Here is a 23,220-nt window from a genome sequence, read left to right on the forward strand (position 1 = left end):
TGCCCCTGCCGCCTTTGGGCGTCTCCCCCGAGATATTTGCAGCCCAATGAAGAAGTGGACCCCATCTTCATCTGGCCGTAAATATCCCGGAGCGCGAGGCAGAGCCTCGCAAAATTCCTCAGGCCACAAAAAGCCCTTTCCAAACCAATTGAATCAAGCTAAGGACGCGGCTTCACGCGGGCATACAGCCTTGGAGGATGCCCGCCCTAACATTGGAGAATTATCATGGCTGGAGAGATTCCTGATCTCGTAGCTCTGGAACGGACGGGGACAGGCAAGGGCGCCGCTCGTCAAGCACGCCGCGACGGCATGGTTCCGGGCATTGTGTTTGGTGGCGACAAAGACCCGCTGCCGATCCAAATCCCGTTCAACGTCCTGTTCAAGCGACTGAAAGCAGGCCGGTTCAAGTCGACCCTGTGGAACCTGAAGGTTGAAGGCCACGAAGACGTTCGCGTCATCTGCCGCGACGTTCAGCGTGACGTTGTCAAAGACCTGCCGACACACCTGGACCTGATGCGCCTGCGTCGGACCACAAAGATCGCGCTGTTCATACCTGTTGAATTCGTCAACGAAGAAGCGGCCCCCGGCATCAAGAAGGGTGGCGTTCTGACCGTTGTGCGTCCAGAAGTTGAACTGTTGTGCACCGCGGGTGACATTCCTGAGAAGATCACCGTTGATCTGACAGGCATGGAAATCAACGACGTTGTCACCATTTCTTCGGTTGATCTGCCTGCTGGCACCAAACCAACCATCGATCGTGACTTCGTGATCGCCAACGTTTCGGCACCCACCGGTCTGTCGACAAGCGACGATGAAGAGGGTGAAGAGGGCGAAGTTGCAGCTGATGAAGTTGAAGTCATCGGCCAGGACGAAGCTGAAGAATAAGTTCGGATCATATCCGAATAGTGTAACGGGGCTCGTTTGTAGCCCCGTTTTTTTATGCAGATGTTGGGCTGGAAACGAGACGGTAAGATGTGGCATCAACCGCTGAGATTACGCTGTTAAGGACGATGCGATGAAACTGTTTGTCGGCTTAGGAAATCCCGGGCAGAAATACGCCCGTAACCGGCACAATATCGGGTTTATGGCATTGGAGCGGATCGCCGAAGACCATGGCTTTGGCCCGTGGAAATCTAAATTTCAGGCTGAGATCGCCGAAGGTCGCCTGGGCGGGCAGAAAGTGCTGCTGGTCAAACCTCAGACATTTATGAACCGTTCGGGCCAGTCCGTGGGCGAGGCAATGCGGTTCTACAAACTCGATTCGACCGACGTGACCGTCTTCCATGATGAGCTTGATTTGGCCCCGGGCAAGGTACGTGTGAAAGCTGGCGGCGGACATGCGGGACATAACGGGTTGCGGTCGATACACGAACATATCAGCCCGGCCTATGATCGCGTGCGGCTGGGCATTGGGCATCCGGGCCGTAAGGAAATGGTCTCACCCTATGTTCTGAGTGATTTTACCAAAGCCGATGCAGACTGGCTGGATAGCGTCCTGCGCGGGGTTTCGGGTGGTGCGGATTATCTTGCAGATGACGAAAGCGGCAAGTTCATGAATGCTGTTGCTTTGCGAACCGCTCCGCCAAGATCGTCGAAGCAGTCTGGCAAACCTGAATGCCCCCCTAAAACGATCGCCGAGGCCGCATCTGTGCCAGATGAGCGTTCGGCCATGCAGAAGCTGCTGGACAAATTCAGGTAATGCTTCCGCAACGTAGTAATTGCGTAATGGAACTGACCGGGGTCCACTGTCAGGTGTAATGGGAGACTTCGGATGAGATCTGCTTTTAAGTGGCTGCTACGTCTTGTGTTGGCTCTGGCGTTAGCGGCGTTGGTGGTCGGCTTTTGGAAACGCGAAGAGATTCAACGCCTGATGGCCGTGAACTCTTTGTTTTCAGAAGAAAAGATCGTGTATAATTTTTCGCACATGGACGAGGCGTTTCTGACCACCGATTTACCGCGCGGTGACGGCCCGACCTGGGAACTGCCTTATGGCCCCGGTTTCGATCTACCCGATGGAACTGACCAGTGGATCGAAGATCGCTCGGTAACATCTTTGCTTGTGATGCAAGACGGAGCGATCCGGTTTGAGGAATATTATCTGGGCACAGGACCCGATGACCGGAGGATTTCGTGGTCAGTTGCAAAAAGCTATTTGTCGGCCCTGTTTGGTATTCTGATGGCCGAGGGTGCTATTTCATCGCTGGATGACCCGGTTGCACAATACGCCCCAGAGCTCAAGGGCAGCGCCTATGACACTGCGACGATCCGCAATGTCTTGAATATGGCCAGCGGCGTGACCTTCGACGAAGATTATCTGGATTACGACTCTGACATCAACCGAATGGGGCGTGTGGTTGCCTTGGGTGGTGAGCTGGATGATTTTGCGGCCTCACTGCGGGACAGCTTTGTCGCGCCGGGCGAAACTTGGCAATATGTGTCCATAGACACTCATATAATCGGAATGGTTATCCGAGGTGCAACCGGACAGAGCGTTGCGGATCTGTTGACCCAGAAGATCATTGAACACTTGGGGCTCGAGCGGGATGGATACTACATCACCGATGGTGCTGGCGTGGCATTTGTACTTGGGGGACTCAATTTCACAACAAGGGATTTCGCGCGCTTTGGACAGCTGATCCTACAAAACGGTGCACGCGATGGACAACAGGTGGTGCCGGCCGATTGGATCAGTGCCTCGACTTGGCCAAGCGCACCGACTGAACCCGGAAAGATCGGATATGGGTATCAATGGTGGATTCCGACTGGAGCGCACGAAGGTGAATTCATGGCGCGCGGCATCTATGGCCAGTATATCTATTTCGACCAGCCACGCGGGGTCTTGATCGTGACAACTGGCGCTGACCGAAAGTTCCGCGAACCCGGCGTCAACGAGCTGAATGTCGAAATGTTCCGCAAAATTGCGCAAAGCCTGTAAGATGCAGCCATGCAAAAGCTAGACAGCATCAATGTTTTGGGAGGCGTACTCGCCCCTTGTTCTCGCGATCCTCTGACCGGGTTCTTTCGCGACGGCGTGTGCAACACCTGCCCGGAAGACCAGGGCAGCCACACGGTTTGCGCAGTAATGACCGCTGAGTTTTTGGCGTACTCGAAATATGTCGGCAATGACCTGAGCACGCCTCGACCTGAATTCGATTTCCCAGGTCTCAAACCCGGCGATAGCTGGTGCCTATGTGCGTCGCGCTTCTTGCAAGCCTATGACGAGGGCTGTGCACCCTTGGTCCACCTTGAAGCCACCCATCAGAGAGCGTTGGATATCGTTCCCCTGCATATCCTGCAGGCGCAGCGTTCCGAAGACGAGACCTAGATCGCGGTCGCCCGATATCCACGTGACGTGCGCGATGGAGGCCCGGTCGGAAAGCTGTGTTCAGCTTGCAGATCCCATCCTGAGCGGGACAACATCTCCACCACCGTCTCTGGCCTGTAGGTCCGGTGCCGCCACTGAAACCATATGATCGCATTGCACCAATGCGGTTTGCTCACGACCAGCCAGAGCGTCGCACCGGGTTCGGCAAGATCGCGCATTTGGCGCAGAGCCTCAGTAGGGTCGGCGCAATGTTCCAGAACATGCGCGGCCAGTAGGCAGTCAAATCGGGCCTCCGGTTGAAAATCGTCCAATCTGGATTGAATGAGCTTCGCATCGAATCCGCGGCGCTGCAAAGCTGAATGCGCCAAGTGCAGCATCCGGGCAGAAGGCTCGAGCAGCGCGATGTTACCTTCGGGCCGGATGACTGTGCGTGCTTCGGCGAAAGCACCCGTCCCACACCCGATATCCAGCGCATTACGCCCCAAGTCTGCAAGCGGATCTGACGACAGAAATCCTAGGTAGGCATCAAAATACCCTAGCAGCCGCATCTTATCCGCCCAGCCTGGGGCTGCCTGATCGTATTTTTGGTCAAGTCGATCAAGTTCAGCCTTTGAGGATGCGCTGCTCATGATTAGCAAACTGGCACAGTTCCTCAAAGGCGCAAAGCCTGTTTTGGTGATCAGTCTGCTGTACGGCCTTCGGTGTCGGACATGTCGAAGTTCAGGTATTTCGCGACCGTCTGCACATCCTTGTCGCCGCGTCCGCACATGTTCATGCAGATCAGGTGATCTTTGGGCAAATCTGGTGCGATCTTCATCACATGCGCCAGCGCATGACTGGGCTCGAGCGCCGGGATGATGCCCTCGGTCGCACAGCACAGCTGAAATGCCTCCAGCGCCTCTTTGTCGGTGATTGAGACATAGTTGGCACGGCCGATATCGTTCAGCCAGGAATGCTCGGGCCCGATCCCCGGATAATCCAGACCCGCCGAGATGGAATAGCCTTCGAGAATTTGCCCGTCATCATCCTGTAGCAGATAGGTGCGGTTGCCATGCAGCACGCCCGGACGACCACCAGTGAGCGAGGCGCAATGCTCCATCTTCTCGTTCACGCCCTTGCCGCCTGCTTCGACGCCGATGATGTTGACCTCTTTGTCATCAAGGAACGGATAGAACAGGCCCATCGCGTTCGACCCACCGCCAATGGCTGCGATGATGGTGTCGGGTAGACGGCCTTCGGCCTTGTGCATCTGCTCTTTGGCTTCCTTACCGATGATCGACTGGAAATCGCGTACCATCGCCGGGTACGGGTGCGGACCGGCCACTGTGCCGATGCAATAGAACGTGTCGCGCACATTGGTCACCCAGTCGCGCAGCGCGTCGTTCATCGCATCTTTCAGCGTACCCCGACCGCTTGTCACTGGAATCACCTCAGCCCCAAGCAGGCGCATACGGAATACATTCGGGGCCTGACGCTGTACGTCATGCGCGCCCATATAGACGATGCATTTCAGGCCGAACTTGGCACAGACGGTAGCGGTGGCTACGCCGTGCTGCCCTGCCCCGGTTTCCGCGATGATCCGGGTCTTACCCATGCGACGCGCGAGAATGATCTGGCCCAGCACGTTATTAATCTTATGCGCACCAGTGTGGTTCAGTTCATCGCGCTTCAGATAGATTTTGGCCCCGCCCAGATGCTCGGTCAGGCGTTCCGCGTAATAAAGCGGCGAGGGGCGGCCCACATAGTTGGCCCACAGATCATCCATCTCGGCCCAGAAAGTAGGGTCATCCTTGGCTTTGTTATATTCCTCTTCCAGCGACAGGATCAGCGGCATCAGCGTTTCGCTGACGAACCGTCCACCGAAGATGCCGAAACGGCCCTGCTCATCCGGGCCGGACATGAAGGAATTAAAAAGATCGTTGGCCATGGGTGTCTCCACTCGTCGTACGCGACTTTCATAGGTGGTAGCGGCAGGATTTGCCATGGCAAAACGCATCATTGCTGATCCTGGACGCATTGCGCCCAGACCTTCAAGGCCTGATCCCTGCTAGGGACAGCAATGCAGGGAAAATGGTGGAATTCATAGGTTCTGGCCAAGCGCGAAGCTGCATCCACCACACATCGATGCGGGCCCGATTGGGCAAATGTCAGCATAGCCTCTACGTCTTCCCAAACACTGAGTGAAAAAAACATGCCCTGATGTAAAAAGACCTGTGCTTCAAGGCACAATGGATCGCCTCGCGCCTGAAGCAACGCCTGACGCGCCCGCCAGAATAGCTCCGGCCCGTTGTACCATCGTCTTAACGAAACACCGCCAATTGCCGCAAGCATTGTCGTCTCCCCTTTTCCGGAGATACGCAGCAGACAATTGTTCAGATCACCGCGTGGCGTCGATAAATGCGCTGATCAAGGCCTCATCCTTGATACCCGGAGCACTTTCAACGCCCGAAGCGACGTCCACTTGCCGGGCTCCCGTGGTACGAATGGCCTCCGCCACGTTGTCGGGAGTTAAACCACCCGCCAGCATCCACGGCTTGCGCCAATACTTCCGCCCGGCCATAAGACGCCAATCGAACGCCAAGCCGTTGCCGCCCGGTAGAACAGCATTTTTTGGTGGTTTGGCATCGATCAAAATCTGGTCAGCGACGTCGCTAAAGGCATCAATCGCATCCAAGTCTTCAGCATCAGCCACTCCAATGACCTTCATCACTGGCAACCCATAGCGTGATTTAATTTCCGAGACCCGTTCGATGCTTTCGCCACCGTGCAACTGCAACATATCGAACGGTGCGGTTTCGGTAATCTGATCCAAAACCTCGTTCGACTCATTCACAACCAAAGCCACCTTAGCGACCCCAACAGGCACAGATTGCATCAACTCTGCCGCTTGCACAGCGGATACGTAACGCGGCGATTTAGGAAAGAAATTGAAGCCAAGATACCGTGCACCTGCTTCAACTGCCGCACGCACATGATCAGGTGCGGTAAGACCGCATATTTTGACACTGATTTCACCGGACATAGTCGGCCTCAGCTTGCCTCATCCAGCAGGGCAAGAACGTCGTCTTGTCCTTCATTTTGCTTTTTCTTGAGCTTCTTGACCTCGCGCTCAAGCTTACGCACTTCGCTTTTCTTCACAGTGGCGTCTTTACGGTGCTTGTGCTCACGTAGCCACTCCCAAAGGAAGCCGATGACCAGACCGGCCACAACGCCACCAAGGACAACCAAGAACAAAGGGAGCGAGGTTGAAAAGTTGAACCCAAGCAACTCTGCCAGTGCATCCGGCATCAGCTTCAATTCAACCAGCTCACGATTGGCCAGAGAGATTGAAACCAATATGATCCCTAAGGCAGCAAGAAAAGCATAACGAATGTAGCGCATCATGACTTACGCTTTACCGTTCAACCGATCCCTTAGCAACTTGCCGGTCTTGAAAAACGGAACACATTTTTCTTCAACCTGTACGGTTTCTCCAGTACGGGGATTCCGTCCGACACGTGCATCGCGTTTTTTCACGGAGAAAGCGCCAAATCCACGCAGTTCAACGCGATCACCGCGCGACATTGCATCGGTCACTTCTTCAAAAACCGTATTTACAATCCGTTCGACGTCGCGCTGATAAAGATGCGGGTTTTCGTCGGCGATTTTTTGAATCAGTTCTGAACGGATCATGCGTAATACCCTCCCAGGCGTCCGGTATGTCTGGCCTACTGATTTGACAGTATAGGAAAAAACCCGGTTTGGGGGAACGCATACTCTGCATCGATTGGACTTATTTTGCCATATTCTAACGCGAATATTAGCGCACAAGCTCGTTTTCTACACCTATTGAGCGAACATGACGGGAAAAAACCCGGATAATTGGAACATATTGATTCGCAACAAAAACGGCCCCGCGCATGCGCACGGGGCCGAATTTCTTGGTTAGGCTTTCGCCCTGAATCAGTCGCCGGACTTCAGCGCTGCACCCAGGATATCGCCCAGCGATGCGCCCGAGTCAGAAGAACCGTACTGTTCTACAGCCTCTTTCTCTTCGGCGATCTCGCGTGCCTTGATCGACAGACCCAGACGGCGGGTCTTGCTGTCGACGTTGGTGACGCGGACGTCGACCTTGTCACCGACCGAGAAACGCTCGGGGCGCTGTTCGGCGCGGTCACGGCTCAGGTCCGAACGGCGGATGAACGACTTCATGCCTTCGTACTCGACCTCGATGCCGCCATCTTCAATCGCGGTCACTTCGACGGTTACGATCGAGCCACGCTTCACGCCGCCCACGGCTTCGGCGAACTTGTCACCGCCCAGGGCTTTGATCGACAGAGAGATACGTTCTTTCTCAACATCAACTTCCGAGACAACGGCCGAAACCATGTCGCCTTTGCGGTAGTTCTGGATCGCATCTTCGCCACGCTCGTCCCAGGACAGGTCGGACAGGTGAACCATGCCGTCGATGTCGCCTTCGAGGCCAATGAACAGACCGAATTCGGTGATGTTCTTGACTTCGCCTTCGACCTCGGTGCCTTCGGGGTGCGTTTCTGCAAACACTTCCCATGGGTTGCGTTGAGTCTGCTTCAGGCCCAGAGACACGCGACGCTTGGCGCCGTCGATTTCCAGAACCATGACGTCGACTTCCTGGCTGGTCGAAACGATCTTGCCGGGGTGGACGTTTTTCTTGGTCCAGGACATCTCGGACACGTGCACCAGACCTTCGACACCGGCTTCCAGCTCGACGAACGCGCCGTAGTCGGTGATGTTGGTGACGCGACCCTGATGGACCGAGCCCAGCGGGTACTTGGCAGCAACTAGATCCCACGGATCTTCCTGCAGCTGCTTCATGCCCAGGCTGATGCGGTGGGTTTCTTTGTTGATCTTGATGACCTGAACCTTGATGGTTTCGCCGATCGTCAGGATCTCGGACGGGTGGTTCACACGGCGCCAGGCCATGTCAGTGACGTGCAGCAGGCCGTCAACGCCGCCCAGGTCGACAAACGCACCGTATTCGGTGATGTTCTTGACGACACCCTCGACGGTCTGACCTTCGGACAGGTTGCCGATCACTTCGGCACGCTGTTCGGCACGCGATTCTTCCAGGATTGCGCGACGCGACACAACGATGTTGCCACGGCGGCGGTCCATTTTCAGAATCTGGAACGGCTGCTTCAGACCCATCAACGGGCCAGCGTCGCGCACGGGGCGAACATCAACTTGCGAGCCTGGCAGGAACGCAACTGCGCCACCCAGATCGACGGTGAAACCACCTTTGACGCGACCAAAGATTGCACCTTCGACACGCTGGTCGTCGGCATAAGCTTTTTCCAGACGATCCCATGCCTCTTCACGGCGGGCCATCTCGCGCGAGATGACGGCTTCGCCACGGGCGTTTTCTGCGGCGCGCAGGTAAACTTCGACCTCGTCACCAACAGCGATTTCAGGGGCTTCGCCGGGATTTGCGAATTCTTTCAGATCAACGCGGCCTTCCATTTTGTAGCCTACGTCGATGATGGCTTGGCCGGCTTCGATCGCCAGAACCTTGCCTTTGACAACAGAACCCTCTTCGGGTGTGTCCATTTCGAAGCTTTCATTCAGGAGGGCTTCGAATTCCTCCATGGATGCGTTAGCCATGTGGCGTTGTTTTCCTTTACAGTACGTTTTTGCTGGCCGAGCGGTTGTCTCCGCCGGTCTTGTTTCATGATGTCTTCAGGCGTGATCCGGTGCGCCCCTGAGCAAACAAACACAAAGGGCCGAGGTTACCCGGCCCTGCTCAGAAACGTCATCCGGACGTTGACCGCCCTTGTATCGACAGCGCGCGTATAGGCGGTTTCCAATGCTTGCGCAAGTGCAAAGCCAACAAACGCTGGCTTATGCGGCGGGATCAGCGCTTGATTGCTTGCCCGGCGTGCCCCAGATCAACGCATCTCGCTGCAACATGGATCGCTCAATGGCGTCAAGCCGCAGAATAGCGGCCATGGGATTTGCCGAACCCCCAGCTTGGTCCCAGATTTTGAGAGCCGAGGCCGGACTCCATGGCAAACAGGCAGACGCCAGCCACTGCCTAAGGCCTTGCGGTAATGCGTCATAGGCCTGCATCGGCGAGCCCCGCCGCCTACGGCGTTTGAGCTGAGTCCGCAAATTACGGCCTGAATTGCCTTTGATCGCCCTACCGGCGTTGGCAGGGATCACACCTCGTTTTACATCGTAACGCGCAGACACACAGAAACTCCATCTTTCAAGCCTGTGTTACGATATCATATAACATAAACCTTTTAGCAAGACGTTCTTTGGGCCGTACAGTCGGAAATTAGATTTCCTCGCCCTTTTTTAACAGTTCCTTGAACAGCTCTTGCTGCAACTCACCGCTGTCGCCGCCGCCAAACTGTGCCCCCCCACTGGAATAGAGGGTGCCATATGTTAGTGCGATGTTCACCGTTTGCGCGATGCCCGATATCAATTGATCCCTTTCCAACGACAAAAGCGGGTGCAAGAATACCGCCCAAACCCTACCGTTCGCGATCGCATATCGCGCATCCAATGCCGTATCGAAATTCGCCTGCATCATCCGTTGCATGTCGGCCTGACTCAGACCGTCTGCAGATCGGATCGGAACCATCACGCGCATACGATCCGCATTGGTATCCGTCACAACAAATACACGCGTCTCTGAGATCATCAGCTCAAAACCAGGCCCGTGTGGTTGCGCCTCGGGATCCAGTGCAAACAGGATTTTACCCAAACGTTCGTAGGTCATCGGGGGCTCATTGATCGGAGACGGGGTTTCAGCTTCCTGAGCAGCGATGCCTGTGGCTGTTAACACCAGAAACAGAACTATTCGGATCATGTGGCGCCTCCTACAGATATAGAAACGACAATATGACGTTCAGCTCTGACGAACCAAACAAAGCTCTGTGAACAATTATCACACATCATGCATCGGTTAGGACGATCTGCAATACTTTGCGTTCTATCGGCGATTACGCGTCCGAAAAGCCTTTCCTATTTTCACCCCATCGGCCGACGACTGTTGCGGCCAGGAACCAAATGGAAAGGAATAACCAAATGAAATCTCTTGCCCTTACGGCCCTTGCGATGACACTTGCCCTTACTGCCCCTGCATTTGCTGCGGATGAAATAAACGTCTCAAAGGGTATCTCTGCTGCTGGCGCTCCATTGGCGGTACATGGTGTAGATCTGGTGGCCTTGGTGAATGACGGCAATCCGGTCGAGGGTTTTGCAACCCATACAGCGACCTATGACGGCGCGTCCTACTATTTCACCAGTGCTGCAAACCTTGAAGCGTTTGAGGCCAACCCAGCAGTATACTTGCCTCAACACGGCGGATATTGCTCATTCGGTGTTTCGGTCGGAAAGAAATTTGACGGCGACCCGGATCAATATCTGGTTGCCGACGGAAAGCTGTTCTTGTTCCTGAACGCAGACACCCGTGCATCTTTCCTGAAAGACGTCACCGGTACAGCAAAAACCGCCGATGATCAGTGGACCAACATCAAAAGCATCGCTGTAGGCGAGCTGTAAGGAATTGGCCCTGCCTGAAGGCGATTATACTTTAGGCAGGGTCATTTCGATGACTTCGATCGCACGGGCCAGTGCAGCATCGACACTCAGGTCCGAGGTATCCAGCAGCACAGCATCAACTGCGGGCTTCATCGGTGCAGTGCTGCGTTCAGCATCGCGGGCATCGCGTTCTTTGACGTCTGCCAGCACCTGTTCGCGCGAGACGTCATCGTCTTTGGCTGCAAGCTCCAGATATCGCCGTTCCGCGCGCACTTCGGCACTGGCCGTGACGAACAGTTTGACCTCGGCATTCGGACAAATAACGGTTCCAATATCACGACCGTCAAGAACTGCGCCTCCGACACGTCGCGCAAAGGCACGTTGGAAATCAACCAGCGCGCTACGAACCTCAGGTATGACAGCCACTTTTGAGGCCGCCTGTGCGATCTCGGCCGTACGAAGTTCACCCTGACCCAACTCTTCTGCGTTTAGAGATTGCGCCGCCGTAACAGGCTCTTCACCTTGCAGCATGCGTCGTCCAACCGCTCGGTAAAGCAATCCAGTATCCAGATGGGCAAACCCAAAATGCGAGGCTACCGCCTTCGAGATCGTGCCCTTACCTGCCGCAGCAGGGCCGTCGATCGCAACCGTATAACGCTGCTCGAGCATCAGACGGGCCGGTTGTCGCGAAGCAGCTTGGCACCCAAACCCGTCATCAACGGCTCAAAGATCGGGAACGAAGTTGCAATCGGACCACCATCATCTACCGAAACCGCCTTTTTCGCGCCCATACCCATCACCATGAAGGACATGGCAATGCGGTGATCGAGGAAACTCTCACAAATGCCGCCGCCAGGAACACCACCAATGCCTAGGCCCTCGACTGACCACCAATCGTCACCCTCGTCTACCGTCACGCCATTCGCGCGCAGGCCACGTGCCATTGCATCGATCCGGTCACTTTCCTTGACGCGTAACTCTTTGACGCCGCCCATCATCATTGTGCCGGTTGCATTGGCGGCAACAACGGACAGCACAGGGTATTCGTCAATCATCGAGGCAGCGCGTTCTGGTGGGACGGAAATTCCCTTCATATTCGGCGAGTATTTTGCCCGCAGATCTGCAACGGGCTCACCACCCTCTTCGCGCTCGTTCTCATAGGTCAGATCCGCACCCATCTCGCGTAGCGTTGTAAACAAACCTGCACGCGTGGGGTTTAATCCGATGCCCGGCACCAAAACATCCGATCCGGGGGTAATCAGTGCGGCACAGACCGGGAAGGCTGCGCTAGATGGGTCACGCGGCACCGCAATGACCTGCGGCTTCAATTCTGGACGCCCGGTCAGAGTAATCACTCGACCCTCGTCGGTATCCTCGACGGTAATTTCTGCGCCGAACCCGGCCAGCATCCGTTCGGAATGATCACGGGTTGCCTCTTTTTCGATCACTACTGTCTTGCCTGGCGCATTCAGTCCGGCCAACAACACGGCTGATTTGACCTGCGCCGATGGCACAGGCACTTCGTAGTGCACGGGTACAGGATCAACTGCCCCAACTATGGTCATCGGCAGGCGTCCACCATCCCGGCCGACAGATTGCGTGCCGAACAGCGCCAGAGGGTCGGTGACCCGGGCCATCGGACGCTTGTTCAGGCTGGCATCCCCGGTAAAGGTCGCCGTTATCGGAGAGGTTGCCATCGCTCCCATAATCAGGCGCACACCGGTGCCCGAGTTCCCGCAATCGATCACCTGATCAGGTTCCGCAAAGCCGCCTACGCCAACGCCGTGCACCGACCATTCGCCGCCCCCGTGATCCGTAACTTCGGCCCCGAAGGCCCGCATGGCCTTGGCCGTGTCCAGCACATCCTCGCCCTCAAGCAGGCCCGAAATCCTGGTTTCGCCAACAGCCATCGCCCCCAGGATCAGGGACCGGTGCGAGATTGATTTGTCGCCAGGCACCTCTGCCGTGCCGGTCAGCGGGCCGCATGGATGCGACGTCATCGGGATGGGCGTGCCGTGTCCGGACATGGGGGCTCCTGTTTTCGCTATCGGTCCTCAGGCCGATTAGCGAATTGGGGCCGGTTGGTCCAGCGGCAATCAGTCTTTGCGTCGGAAGGTCAGATAATGCGGGGTACGCCCCTCGCGTAGGGCTTTTTGTTCGTAGCGGGTGGAAATCCAGTCATCCCATGGCTCGCGCCAGTCGGCGGGGCGCTCGGCGAGCCACTCAAAACCGGTACGCGGTACCTCTTCAAGAGTCTGGCGCACATAGTCGGGGATATCGGTGGCAACGCGAAAAATCGAACCCGGCTTCAAGGCACGCGCGAGAGGTTCCAGATGCTCAGGGGTCACGAACCTGCGCCGATGATGACGTGTTTTCGGCCACGGATCAGGATAGAGCAGGAACGCGCGCGAGATGCTGGCCTCGGGCAGCACATCAAACAGATCCCGCACATCGCCGGGGTGCACGGCGAGGTTTTCGGCACCAGCCTGACGAATTTTGCCCAACAACATTGCGACACCATTGATGTAAGGCTCTGCTCCGATAATGCCGATACCGGGATTGTTTTGCGCCTGATGCACCAAATGCTCGCCACCGCCAAATCCGACTTCGAGCCAGACAGGCTTGCCACCGAACAGGCCCTCTAGGTCCAAAGCGGTGCGTTCTGGGTTGGTTTCCCAATCTACCGCACCTGGAGACAGGGCGGCCAGATCTTCTGACAGATAAGTCTTTTGGCTGGGCTTCAAGGTCTTGCCTTTGAAGCGGCCATAAAAGTTCCTGCGGGGGCGCTGTGGGGTCTGGTTGCTCATGCCCGTGCCCATACTGCTGACTCGTGCCTGAGGCAAGGGTGGAGGTTGGGGGCTGGCCCCCACACCTCCGGCGTATTTTTTGAATAGGTGAACGGCGCTCAGACAGCCTGCTTAAGAGCGTCGGCCAAATCGGTACGCTCCCAGCTGAATCCACCATCTGCATCGGGTTCGCGTCCGAAATGGCCATAGGCTGCAGTACGCTGATATATCGGCTTGTTCAGTTGCAGATGCTCGCGAATGCCGCGTGGTGTCAGGTCCATGACTTGACCGACAGCCTTCTCGATAACCGCGTCAGCGATCTGGCCTGTCCCGTGTGTGTCGGCATAGATCGACAGAGGTTTGGAGACGCCAATCGCATAGCTCAACTGAATGGTGCAGCGTTCCGCCATTCCTGCCGCCACCACGTTCTTGGCCAGGTAGCGTGCGGCATACGCAGCCGAGCGGTCCACCTTGGTCGGGTCTTTGCCAGAGAACGCACCGCCCCCGTGCGGAGCAGCACCGCCGTAGGTGTCCACGATGATCTTGCGCCCGGTCAGACCCGCGTCGCCATCGGGGCCGCCGATCACGAACTTGCCGGTGGGATTCACATGCCACTCGGTCTCGGCGGTCAGCCAGCCATCGGGCAGGGTTTCGCGAATATAGGGTTCGACAATCTGGCGGATATCATCCGAGGTCAGCGCCTCATCCAGATGCTGAGTGGACAGCACGATTGAGCTGACACCAACTGGATTGCCATCCCGGTAGACGACCGACAGCTGCGATTTCGCGTCCGGACCCAGCGCGGGCTCGGTACCGTTTTTGCGAACTTCGGCCAGACGGCGAAGGATTGCATGCGAATACTGGATCGGAGCTGGCATCAGTGCAGGTGTCTCGGTCGTGGCGTACCCGAACATGATACCCTGATCGCCTGCGCCCTCGTCTTTGTTGTCAGCGGCGTCGACGCCCTGCGCAATATGAGCCGACTGTTCGTGCAGCAGGTTGGTCACCTCGACGGTTTCGTGGTGAAACTTGTCCTGCTCGTATCCGATATCTTTGATGCAGGCGCGCGCAATATCATCGATATGCGCCATGTAATCGTGTAGCTTGTCCTGATCCGACAGTCCCACTTCGCCACCGATGACCACACGGTCCGTTGTAGCGAAAGTTTCGCACGCAACGCGGGCTTCGGGCTCTTCACGCAGGAAGGCGTCTAGCACCGCATCGGAAATACGATCGCAGACCTTATCAGGGTGTCCTTCGGATACGGACTCCGAAGTAAAAGTGTAATTCTGTCGGGACATAAATGTGCTCCATTAAGATTTTCCCATCACGTCAGGAAGCCGTTGTGAAGGGCAATTGACCGAATACGCGCGCAGTCAGGTAGGGTCAATCGGTATTTGACCGTTGAACCTACGGGTATGACGCCAGAGCAACGCCCAAGCTGCTAATAGAAGGAAAAACACCGGTTTGTCCCCAATCCGGGAATATATCGTCGCGGCTTGGGGCTGCGGCAATTCGGCGTCGATAAACCCGGCCTGCCCAAGCGCCAACGCGTCAGTAATTCGCCCCAAAGGGTCAATCATCGCAGAAACACCGGTATTGGCCGAGCGCAACATCGGCAGACCCTGCTCGATAGCGCGCATCTGTGCCTGTGCAAGATGCTGATACGGACCGGAGCGAGTCCCGAACCACGCATCGTTAGTGATCTGCAAAAGAAAATCTGCCCGGCCCGGCGCGGACAGAACATCTTGTGTGAATACGGCCTCATAACAGATCAGCGGCAGAGCTTTCCCAAGCCCTCCTGCATCCATCAGGGCAGCGCCCGGCCCAGCGCTGAAACCACTTCCCGTGGTTGCCGCCATTCCATGAATTCCAAACCGCGCCATCAATTCACCAAAGGGCACATATTCTCCGAATGGGGCCAGGTGGTGTTTGTCATAGAGCCCTGCCTGTTGGCCATCTCCATTCAAATAGATCATCGAGTTATAGATCTGCCGTCCGGCAGCACGCTGAATACCTAGAAAAACAGGCGTACCCTGCGCCGCTTCACCAATTGCTGAAAGATAGGGCTGCGCACTGCCAAGCCACGCCGGAACCGAAGTTTCTGGCCAGACAATCAGATCTGGCCTGGGCTCGGCTACCGTGAATTCAAGTTGGCGGGCAAAAAACAGGGGTGCATATTCCGGGTCCCACTTTTGGTGCTGTGGAGCATTAGGCTGTAACAGCCGCACGATACGGCCGGTGTATTCAACCGACGGCCGGTTCGCGGCGTAAGCCAGAGCCAATACAGCGCACCCCGCAGGCACAAAGATTGGCATCCCCAGACCGCGTGGAGTCCGATCACTGGCGATGGCTGCACCGAGTGGCAAAGTCGCAATCAGCGTCAGCGCGCCCAAGCCATAAGGTCCTATCAGCGACAGGAGCTGAGAAAAAGGCGTATCCACCCAGATTTGGGCAATACCCGCCCAAGGAAACCCTGTTAGTATGTAACCCCGCGCAAACTCGGCCAGAGAGAGCGTCAAAGCCAGTAGCATACCCTGCACGATCGGCGATCCACCGATGCGTTTTGCAACTCCAAAGGCCAGCGCCCAGAACAATGCCAACCCGCCTGACAATAAGATCAGTGCAAAGGGTGCCATCCAGGCATGGCGTTCTGCGTCAACCAAGAATGGTTCGATGATCCAGTTTAGCGCATTGGCAAAGTACCCGGTGGCGAACACCCACCCCAGCAAAGCCGCGCGGCGGGATGATTCAGAGTTCAAGTACAATGGAGTAAGCAGGATCAGCGCCACCAATGCCGCTGGCCAAAAACCCAACGGGGCAAGCCCACAAGCAGCCACGATTCCCAAGGATGCCGCTAGCAGCAACCGCAACCAATAGGGCCACCCCTGGGCAGGATTCATGCAGCGATATCCGGCAACATGACGCGCAACCGCTTTATGCGGCGTGGGTCTGCGTCAAGAACTTCGAATTCAGGACCTTCGGGGTGGCATACCACCTCACCACGCGCCGGGACGCGCCCGGATAGCATGAAGACCAAACCGCCCAAAGTGTCGATCTCTTCTTCGTCCACATCTTCGTGGCTGGTCAATGAACGACCAATTTCGGCTTCGAAATCTTCAAGCGGAACCCGAGCTTGAACCACGTAGCAGCCGGGTTTTTCTTGTATCCAAAGCTGATCTTCATCGGCGTCATGTTCGTCGGCAATTTCGCCCACAACCTGTTCGATTAGGTCTTCGATGGTCAGCAGGCCGTCGACACCACCGTATTCGTCAATGACCAGCGCCATATGACGACGTTCAGTTTGCATCTTGGTTAAAAGTACACCAATCGGCATCGAGGGCGGAACGAACAGCAAGGTCCTTAGCATTGACGTCAAATCAAACTCGGACGAGTTGCCATTAAATCCATGGGTCAGCGCGAAATCCTTGAGGTGGACAAAGCCCAGTGGCGTGTCGAGCGTTCCCTCGTACACAGGGATTCGCGACAATCCACTATCGCGAAAAATTTGCGCCAACTCGTCCTTGGGTGTTGTCGAGGGAACCGAGATAATCTCAGCCGTGGGTATCGCGACATCTTCGACCCGCATTCTGCGCAGGTTGATCATACCCCTCGGTTGTGAATCCGTGACCTTAGCCCCGTTCACCTGACTGGCTTCATCGCCCGGAGGTGAAAATGCGTCGAAAATCCGGGATAAAAGCCCGCCTTTTTCATCGCTATCCGTGTTGCTGTTCTGTGAATGCGCGCCTTGCGCTGCCCTAGAACTGCCGTCTGTATCGCCCATTATCCTGTTCCAAATGATCGGGCAAAGCTGCCCCTGTCATACATTATATGGGTTATCTATACCCAGTTTGCCAAGTATTTCGATCTCAACCCGTTCCATCAAAGTGGCGTCGAGGTCACGAATGTGATCGTATCCTAACAAATGTAACGTGCCGTGAATTATCAAGTGGGTCACATGATCTTCTATTGATTTACCCGCTGCGATGGCCTCACGCGCGCAGGTGTCATATGAAATCGCAATGTCTCCCAATGCGATTTCCCCAGTGAAATCGGGCTCGGGCAACATTGGTATGCCCCCAGGCTGATCAGGGGACAAATCTTCGGCAGGCCAGCTTAGAACATTTGTCGGCTTCAGTTTTTCCCGGAATTCGGCATTCAGAACTGCGATTCGTTCATCGTTACAACCCAACAAGCTGATTTCGCAGAGGTCCGATTTGAGACCGCAATAATCAAGAACTTCAATGAGTGCACGTTGCGCCAGCGGCTCCAATTCCCGCCAGCGCTCGTCTTCGATCGTTACATCCAGATTCATACCGGCTCTCCAAGGCTCCAAAACCCATCGGAACCTTGGGTTTCACCCCGTTTCGCGGCCCGTGTCGGCCTCATACGCCTCAATAATGGCGGCGACAAGCGGGTGGCGCACGACATCTTTCGACGTGAAATAATTAAAACTGATATTCGGGATCGTCTTCAGCAGTCTTTCCGCATCCGCCAAACCCGATTGCACACCGCGCGGCAAATCGACCTGTGACCGGTCTCCGGTGATCACCATGCGGCTGCCTTCGCCAAGTCTGGTCAGGAACATTTTCATTTGCATGGTGGTGGCATTTTGCGCCTCGTCCAGCACGACAAAGGCATTCGCCAGCGTCCGCCCACGCATGAACGCCAGAGGCGCGATTTCGATCCGCTTTTCTTCGATCAGCTTAGCCAGCTGCTTGCCCGGGAGGAAATCATTCAGCGCATCATAAAGCGGCTGCATGTAGGGATCGACTTTATCCTTCATGTCACCGGGCAGGTAACCCAGCTTTTCGCCGGCCTCTACCGCTGGACGGCTGAGAATGATCCGGTCCACATGGCCTCCGATGAACATCGACACACCCACAGCAACAGCCAGATAAGTTTTACCCGTACCTGCAGGGCCGATTCCAAAGGCCAGCTCATTGTTGAAGAGCGACTGAACATATGCCTTCTGGGCGTCTGTCCGCGGCTCAACCAGCTTCTTACGGGTTTTGATTTCGACCGTTCCGCCTTTGAACATCTCAAGCTGGTCACCATCCCGCGTGCCGGTTCCGGCCTCGGAATTGCCCATGCGCAACTCTCGGTCGACATCTGCTGCTTCGACATCTCGCCCACCTTCAAGCCGAGTGTAGAGCGCCTGCAGCACTTCAATCGCCTGCTTTTGCGATTCTTCATCACCCAGCACGACCAACTGATTTCCACGCCGCACGATCTGCACCGAAAGCTTTTGTTCGATATCGGTCAGGTTACGGTCATATTCGCCGCACAAATCGATTAGTAGTCTGTTGTCTGGGAACTCAACAAGCGCCTCACGCTGGGGCATATCTTCTTGCGGTGGGGTCAGGGCACCGATGGCCAATCCGTTCTCCTGTCTTGGCGTTTCACCCCGAGCGTAGACAACATCTTGAGGTGGACGCAAGGCGCAGTTTCGTTTTTTGCAAACTGGATGACAAATGCGCCGATCAACGCCGTTGTTGCGCATAAAATATCAGTTTTTGCGAATGGTTCAGAACGTATAATTCAATCCGATCCGCAATCCGCGATAGCTTGGCGTCGATTTGGTGCTGAAAGAAGAGCCCAGTTCTACGGTTTTTGATTCGAACTGCAGATATTCGAGCTCACCAGTAATCGACCAATCGTCATTCAGTTTATGCTCGGCACCCAGGCTGGCAGAAAAACCCTGACGCCGATCAACGTCTTCAAAGCGGGTAGTCCCACCCACTTCGGTCACAGAAGCCGACGTTGTGATATCACCACGCACATAGCCCACTGTCACGAAGTAAAGGACACTCTTGCTGCGGTTCGTAAGCCCATTTCGAAGGCGGATCGAGAACACATCGGAAATTGCAGATCTGCCGCGAACGGGTGTTCCGCCGATCTGTCCTGACGTGCTGCCGTCCAGAGTACCAAAGTCGTAGCCGACCTCCAGACCATAGACATAGTCGCGCCCGCCTCTCGCAGGCAAAATCCCGCGCCAACCCCCGCGAAACCCGGCAAAGTTTCCGTCAGTACTGACCTCTCCGATCCCGAAAACTGAGCCGCCATTGACCTGCAAGCCAAACTCATCGGAACCACCCGTTGCACGACTGGCGCTCACCCCCAGATAAAACGCCCGGATATCGCTGGCATATCGTTCGGACGAAATCACGTCAGGTTCAGTGACTTCCCCGGTCACATCCCCAGCCAAAGTCGGAGCAGCGCAAGATAACATCAATAAGAGGGCCGTCAAAACGCGGGACATCTTCGATATTGGAAAACATATCCAACTCACTACTCGCACCCTCCGCCATCATGGCTTGCCTCTTCGGGTCAACAGTTACGTAGGCCGCAAAACCCACACCCGAGAAATCTGGCCTCTCTCGGAGCATAGTTCCAAGTCATAAATCAAGGGTTAAATTTGGTCGGAAGGAACCCTTGCAGCATACGTATATTGGATTAAATCGCTTCGCCGCCTAGCGAGTTCGCGCCAGAGGATTTGATCCTTACCTTACGTAAATCTCCACGTGCCACATCTGCATCCGAAACGTGAACCGCGTGAAGATACTCGGATTTTCCAACCATCTGGCCCGGTTGACGCCCAGATTTTTCAAAAAGGACACTGACTGTTTTGCCAACCATGGAATCCTGAATCACTCGCTGATGACGTGTAATCAAGGCTTGTAACCGTTGCAGACGCTCGTCTGCCACTTCGGCATCGACCTGTGGCCGTTCTGCCGCAGGCGTACCGGGGCGGGTAGAATACTTGAATGAATACGCGTAGCCGTATTTGACCTCTTCCACCAAATCCAGAGTAGCCTGAAAATCCTCATCTGTCTCTTCGGGGAAGCCTACGATGAAATCGCCGGACATTAGAATATCGGGCCGGGCTTCGCGGATGCGTTCGATTAGCCGCAGATAGCTTTCAGCCGTGTGACTTCGGTTCATGCGTTTCAGGATTTTGTCCGATCCCGACTGCACCGGCAGGTGCAGATAAGGCATCAGTTTTTCGCAGGTCCCATGCGCCTCGATCAGCGCATCGTCCATGTCGTTCGGGTGCGAGGTGGTAAAGCGGATGCGCGCCAGCCCATCGACCTTGTTCAACTCCCAGATCAGACCGGCAAGGGTCATGTCCCCATTCGGCCCAACCCCGTGATAGGCATTTACGTTCTGCCCCAGCAACGTGATCTCGCGCACGCCGCGTTCGACCAGATCCTGCGCCTCACGAATAATGCGGTCTGCAGGCCTGCTGACCTCGGCCCCGCGGGTATAGGGCACCACGCAGAATGCACAGAATTTATCACAGCCTTCCTGCACGGTCAGAAAAGCAGTCGGGCCGCGCTTCGCTTTGGGACGGTTCTTGAGCTTCTCGAATTTGTCTTCTTCGGGGAAATCGGTATCCAGCGCCTTTTCACCCGCGCGCGTCTTCGCCTCCATCTCGGGCAGGCGATGATAGCTTTGCGGACCCACCACCAGATCGACCAGAGGCTGACGGCGCATAATCTCTTCGCCCTCGGCTTGGGCTACGCAGCCAGCGACACCAATCTTCAAATCCGGCTTGTCTGCTTTCAGACCCTTGAACCGGCCCAGTTCGGAATAGACTTTCTCAGCTGCCTTTTCACGGATGTGGCAAGTATTGAGAAGGATCATATCCGCATCATCGGCCGACTTGGTCTCGACATACCCCTGCCCGCCCAGCGCTTCGGCCATGCGTTCACTGTCATAGACGTTCATCTGACAGCCATAGGTCTTGATAAACAGCTTTTTCGGTTCAGACATGGGTTGGCCTTTGCAGTCGCTGGGTCGGCGTCGTCTATACGGATCGAACGCCGCTTGCAATGCTGGCGCAATTACCCGAATTTGGCGGGAATTTCCAGCGAGGCGGAAACAAAGCCAACGATGCAGTACGATTCCCTTGATCACCTTCTGAAAACCGGCGGTGAGGCCCTGAACAAGGGCCCTGTAGCGCTGATCTTCGCCGAAGATGAAGTCGAATTGGAAAGCACGCTGCATCACCACCTAAAACTGGGGTTCAAATCGGTGATCGCATTCCTGCCACAGGAATTTGCGATCGACGATGATCTGAGCGAGAGGGTCTACAGGGTTGTGATGGCATGCGCGCCCAGAACAGTCGTTTTTGACGCCGTCAACCGGATCATCCAAGCCACGCAAGGCGTCTGGATATACTACTGCTACAACGCCGAATACCTGTTCTATCCGTTCTGCGAGACCCGCTCGGTTGGCGAATTGCTCGCCTTCCATTCAGAAGAGCGGCGACAGGCGATGTTGACCCACGTGATCGATCTGTATGCGAACGATCTGACGGCCTTTCCCAACGGCGTGGCCCCCGATCAAGCAATGCTGGACAAGACCGGATACTACGCCCACACGCGGCATGATGCATCTGGCAAGCCGCTAGAGCGGCAGCTGGATATGTCTGGCGGCCTGCGCTGGCGGTTCGAAGATCATATCCCCTATGAACGGCGCCGCATCGATCGGATTTCGCTGTTTAAAGCAAAATCCGATCTGAAGCTTCTGCCGGATCACACGTTCAACGAGGCGGAATACAACACCTACGCATGCCCTTGGCACAACAACCTGACCGCCGCGATCTGCTCCTTCCGTGCGGCCAAGGCGTTGAAGACGAACGCCGGGTCGACGTTCGATATCTCTGACTTCTGCTGGAACCATTCAACTCCGTTCGAGTGGGATTCGCGCCAGTTGCTGGATCTGGGCCTGATTGAATCGGGTCAGTGGTTCTAGGTCCTAACGCTGCAACAGAACCGGGAACCAGTCCTCGCGTAGCCTTTGCCCCGGCACCATGTCATGCCCCGGAAATGGCGGCGATGTCCGCCCCGGACGTTCAACATAGCGCGCATCATCACCAACCAACCGCAGCGAGAAGGCCCTGCGCCGACTGTCGGAAGTATTGCCACGGGCCCCGTGAAGCGTGCGATAGTTGAAGGCCACGGCGTCGCCTGGCTCCATCTCGAATTCGACAACCTTCATCCCTTCGGCATCCGGGTCAGGGATCGGCATGTACTGCCCCTCATCAGGGAAGAACCCTTCTTCCGAGACCCAGCGAGTAGGCAGCACTTCTTTTTCCCAGCGGTGCGATCCGGCGACGCAACGCAGGGTCGCTTGTTTCACCGGGTCCAAAGGTGACCAGAAGCTTATATTTTGTTGGCCATCGACAAAATAGTATGGCCCATCCTGATGCCACGGAGTCGCCATTGAGGTCCCGGGCTCCTTCACCAGTACATGGTCGTGGAACATCTGCACGGATTGCGATTGCATAAGGTCGGCTGCAACTTCGGCAGCAGGGGATGTTTCGATCACTTCACGAAACTGCGGGATACGAGACCAGTTGCAATAGTCGTCAAAAAAACGGCCAGTCTCACCGTCTTTCTTGTTCTCTGACGCATAGGGACCCGGTTCATCCATATTTGCCGCAACCCCGGCCCGCAGGGTTTCAATGTGATCGGCGAACAGGCCTTTGACCAACACAACACCATCCGTCTGGAAGTCGTCAATCATGGCTTGGGAAACAAGAGGGTGAGTCATCGCGGTCTCCTTGGATTTGTCGCCCGATCTGCGCATGAATGA

At 55.8% G+C, this 23,220-nt stretch carries 26 protein-coding genes and 1 riboswitch; of the genes, 6 read left to right on the top strand and 20 right to left on the bottom strand.

Going from position 1 to position 23,220, the window contains the following annotated elements:
- The first annotated feature begins 225 nt into the window (after window positions 1-225).
- The 4 genes from ACR0KN_RS16580 (at window position 226) to ACR0KN_RS16595 (ending at window position 3,325) form a co-directional block, all read left to right on the top strand.
- Window positions 226-885 (top strand): 50S ribosomal protein L25/general stress protein Ctc, encoded by a 660-nt coding sequence (locus ACR0KN_RS16580; RefSeq protein WP_010438055.1) that lies wholly within the window; start codon window positions 226-228, stop codon window positions 883-885.
- A 130-nt stretch (window positions 886-1,015) separates the two neighbouring features.
- A complete protein-coding gene (gene pth / locus ACR0KN_RS16585; RefSeq protein WP_480655095.1) occupies window positions 1,016-1,699 on the top strand; it encodes an aminoacyl-tRNA hydrolase in 684 nt (227 codons plus the stop codon).
- Window positions 1,700-1,771: 72 nt separating this feature from the next.
- A complete protein-coding gene (locus ACR0KN_RS16590; RefSeq protein ID WP_480655097.1) occupies window positions 1,772-2,935 on the top strand; it encodes a serine hydrolase domain-containing protein in 1,164 nt (387 codons plus the stop codon).
- A 9-nt stretch (window positions 2,936-2,944) separates the two neighbouring features.
- Complete coding sequence (locus tag ACR0KN_RS16595) at window positions 2,945-3,325, top strand: DUF2237 family protein (RefSeq protein WP_170477497.1); 381 nt, start codon at window positions 2,945-2,947, stop codon at window positions 3,323-3,325.
- Here the strand turns inward: ACR0KN_RS16595 and ACR0KN_RS16600 are convergent.
- The 9 genes from ACR0KN_RS16600 to ACR0KN_RS16640 form a co-directional block, all read right to left on the bottom strand.
- A complete protein-coding gene (locus ACR0KN_RS16600; protein ID WP_480655099.1) occupies window positions 3,322-3,954 on the bottom strand; it encodes a class I SAM-dependent methyltransferase in 633 nt (210 codons plus the stop codon). The two genes, ACR0KN_RS16595 and ACR0KN_RS16600, sit on opposite strands and share 4 nt — an antisense overlap.
- A 50-nt stretch (window positions 3,955-4,004) precedes the next feature.
- A complete protein-coding gene (gene trpB / locus ACR0KN_RS16605) occupies window positions 4,005-5,252 on the bottom strand; it encodes a tryptophan synthase subunit beta (protein WP_170774908.1) in 1,248 nt (415 codons plus the stop codon).
- A gap of 68 nt (window positions 5,253-5,320) precedes the next feature.
- Window positions 5,321-5,656, bottom strand: a complete 336-nt coding sequence (locus ACR0KN_RS16610; protein WP_480655101.1) for a hypothetical protein — start codon at window positions 5,654-5,656, stop codon at window positions 5,321-5,323.
- Window positions 5,657-5,702: 46 nt separating this feature from the next.
- Window positions 5,703-6,347 carry a phosphoribosylanthranilate isomerase gene (locus tag ACR0KN_RS16615; RefSeq protein WP_170545612.1) on the bottom strand — a complete coding sequence of 215 codons (645 nt, stop codon included), beginning with the start codon at window positions 6,345-6,347 and terminating at the stop codon, window positions 5,703-5,705.
- A gap of 8 nt (window positions 6,348-6,355) precedes the next feature.
- Entirely contained in the window at window positions 6,356-6,706 is a 351-nt protein-coding gene (locus ACR0KN_RS16620; protein WP_170477764.1) for a LapA family protein, read from the bottom strand.
- Between the two features lie 6 nt (window positions 6,707-6,712).
- The gene (gene ihfB, locus ACR0KN_RS16625) at window positions 6,713-6,997 is read right to left on the bottom strand and encodes an integration host factor subunit beta (protein ID WP_008758048.1); all 285 of its coding nucleotides are present in this window, start codon (window positions 6,995-6,997) and stop codon (window positions 6,713-6,715) included.
- Between the two features lie 270 nt (window positions 6,998-7,267).
- Window positions 7,268-8,944 (bottom strand): 30S ribosomal protein S1, encoded by a 1,677-nt coding sequence (gene rpsA, locus ACR0KN_RS16630; protein WP_010438032.1) that lies wholly within the window; start codon window positions 8,942-8,944, stop codon window positions 7,268-7,270.
- A gap of 237 nt (window positions 8,945-9,181) precedes the next feature.
- The gene (locus tag ACR0KN_RS16635) at window positions 9,182-9,532 is read right to left on the bottom strand and encodes a DUF6525 family protein (protein WP_480655104.1); all 351 of its coding nucleotides are present in this window, start codon (window positions 9,530-9,532) and stop codon (window positions 9,182-9,184) included.
- An 88-nt stretch (window positions 9,533-9,620) separates the two neighbouring features.
- Window positions 9,621-10,157, bottom strand: coding sequence for a hypothetical protein (locus ACR0KN_RS16640; RefSeq protein WP_480655106.1), 537 nt, complete (start codon window positions 10,155-10,157; stop codon window positions 9,621-9,623).
- Between the two features lie 218 nt (window positions 10,158-10,375).
- Here ACR0KN_RS16640 and ACR0KN_RS16645 point away from each other — a divergent pair, with 218 nt between their 5' ends.
- A complete protein-coding gene (locus ACR0KN_RS16645; protein WP_480655108.1) occupies window positions 10,376-10,852 on the top strand; it encodes a YHS domain-containing (seleno)protein in 477 nt (158 codons plus the stop codon).
- Between the two features lie 24 nt (window positions 10,853-10,876).
- Here the strand turns inward: ACR0KN_RS16645 and cmk are convergent, their stop codons facing one another.
- The 10 genes from cmk to miaB all read right to left on the bottom strand — a co-directional run bounded on the left by cmk (window position 10,877) and on the right by miaB (window position 21,393).
- Window positions 10,877-11,500 (bottom strand): (d)CMP kinase, encoded by a 624-nt coding sequence (gene cmk, locus ACR0KN_RS16650; RefSeq protein WP_480655110.1) that lies wholly within the window; start codon window positions 11,498-11,500, stop codon window positions 10,877-10,879.
- Window positions 11,500-12,858: a 3-phosphoshikimate 1-carboxyvinyltransferase gene (gene aroA, locus ACR0KN_RS16655; protein ID WP_480655112.1), complete on the bottom strand. Its 1,359-nt coding sequence runs from the start codon at window positions 12,856-12,858 to the stop codon at window positions 11,500-11,502. Before aroA ends, cmk begins: the two co-directional genes overlap by 1 nt.
- A 69-nt stretch (window positions 12,859-12,927) precedes the next feature.
- Window positions 12,928-13,638 (bottom strand): tRNA (guanine(46)-N(7))-methyltransferase TrmB, encoded by a 711-nt coding sequence (trmB, locus tag ACR0KN_RS16660; RefSeq protein ID WP_480655114.1) that lies wholly within the window; start codon window positions 13,636-13,638, stop codon window positions 12,928-12,930.
- A gap of 98 nt (window positions 13,639-13,736) precedes the next feature.
- A complete protein-coding gene (gene metK / locus ACR0KN_RS16665; RefSeq protein ID WP_480655116.1) occupies window positions 13,737-14,918 on the bottom strand; it encodes a methionine adenosyltransferase in 1,182 nt (393 codons plus the stop codon).
- 5 nt (window positions 14,919-14,923) lie between these two features.
- A riboswitch (SAM-SAH riboswitch) is annotated at window positions 14,924-14,972 on the bottom strand.
- Window positions 14,973-14,993: 21 nt separating this feature from the next.
- A complete protein-coding gene (gene lnt / locus ACR0KN_RS16670; protein ID WP_480655118.1) occupies window positions 14,994-16,520 on the bottom strand; it encodes an apolipoprotein N-acyltransferase in 1,527 nt (508 codons plus the stop codon).
- Window positions 16,517-17,401 carry a hemolysin family protein gene (locus tag ACR0KN_RS16675; protein WP_010438005.1) on the bottom strand — a complete coding sequence of 295 codons (885 nt, stop codon included), beginning with the start codon at window positions 17,399-17,401 and terminating at the stop codon, window positions 16,517-16,519. The genes lnt and ACR0KN_RS16675 overlap by 4 nt, the downstream gene beginning before the upstream one ends.
- Before the next feature lie 36 nt (window positions 17,402-17,437).
- Window positions 17,438-17,932 carry an rRNA maturation RNase YbeY gene (gene ybeY / locus ACR0KN_RS16680; protein ID WP_170477555.1) on the bottom strand — a complete coding sequence of 165 codons (495 nt, stop codon included), beginning with the start codon at window positions 17,930-17,932 and terminating at the stop codon, window positions 17,438-17,440.
- 42 nt (window positions 17,933-17,974) lie between these two features.
- Entirely contained in the window at window positions 17,975-18,997 is a 1,023-nt protein-coding gene (locus tag ACR0KN_RS16685; RefSeq protein WP_170477770.1) for a PhoH family protein, read from the bottom strand.
- Window positions 18,998-19,144: 147 nt separating this feature from the next.
- Complete coding sequence (locus tag ACR0KN_RS16690) at window positions 19,145-19,849, bottom strand: outer membrane protein (RefSeq protein ID WP_480655121.1); 705 nt, start codon at window positions 19,847-19,849, stop codon at window positions 19,145-19,147.
- Window positions 19,850-20,073: 224 nt separating this feature from the next.
- Window positions 20,074-21,393, bottom strand: a complete 1,320-nt coding sequence (gene miaB, locus ACR0KN_RS16695; RefSeq protein WP_480655123.1) for a tRNA (N6-isopentenyl adenosine(37)-C2)-methylthiotransferase MiaB — start codon at window positions 21,391-21,393, stop codon at window positions 20,074-20,076.
- Window positions 21,394-21,513: 120 nt separating this feature from the next.
- Here miaB and ACR0KN_RS16700 point away from each other — a divergent pair, with 120 nt between their 5' ends.
- The gene (locus ACR0KN_RS16700) at window positions 21,514-22,377 is read left to right on the top strand and encodes a glycosyltransferase family protein (protein ID WP_480655125.1); all 864 of its coding nucleotides are present in this window, start codon (window positions 21,514-21,516) and stop codon (window positions 22,375-22,377) included.
- Between the two features lie 3 nt (window positions 22,378-22,380).
- Here ACR0KN_RS16700 and ACR0KN_RS16705 read toward each other — a convergent pair whose 3' ends face one another.
- On the bottom strand, window positions 22,381-23,178 hold the full coding sequence (locus ACR0KN_RS16705) for a phytanoyl-CoA dioxygenase family protein (protein ID WP_029621670.1): 798 nt from the start codon (window positions 23,176-23,178) through the stop codon (window positions 22,381-22,383).
- Between the last annotated feature and the right edge of the window lie 42 nt (window positions 23,179-23,220).

The organism is Ruegeria sp. AP7, assembly GCF_056539905.1.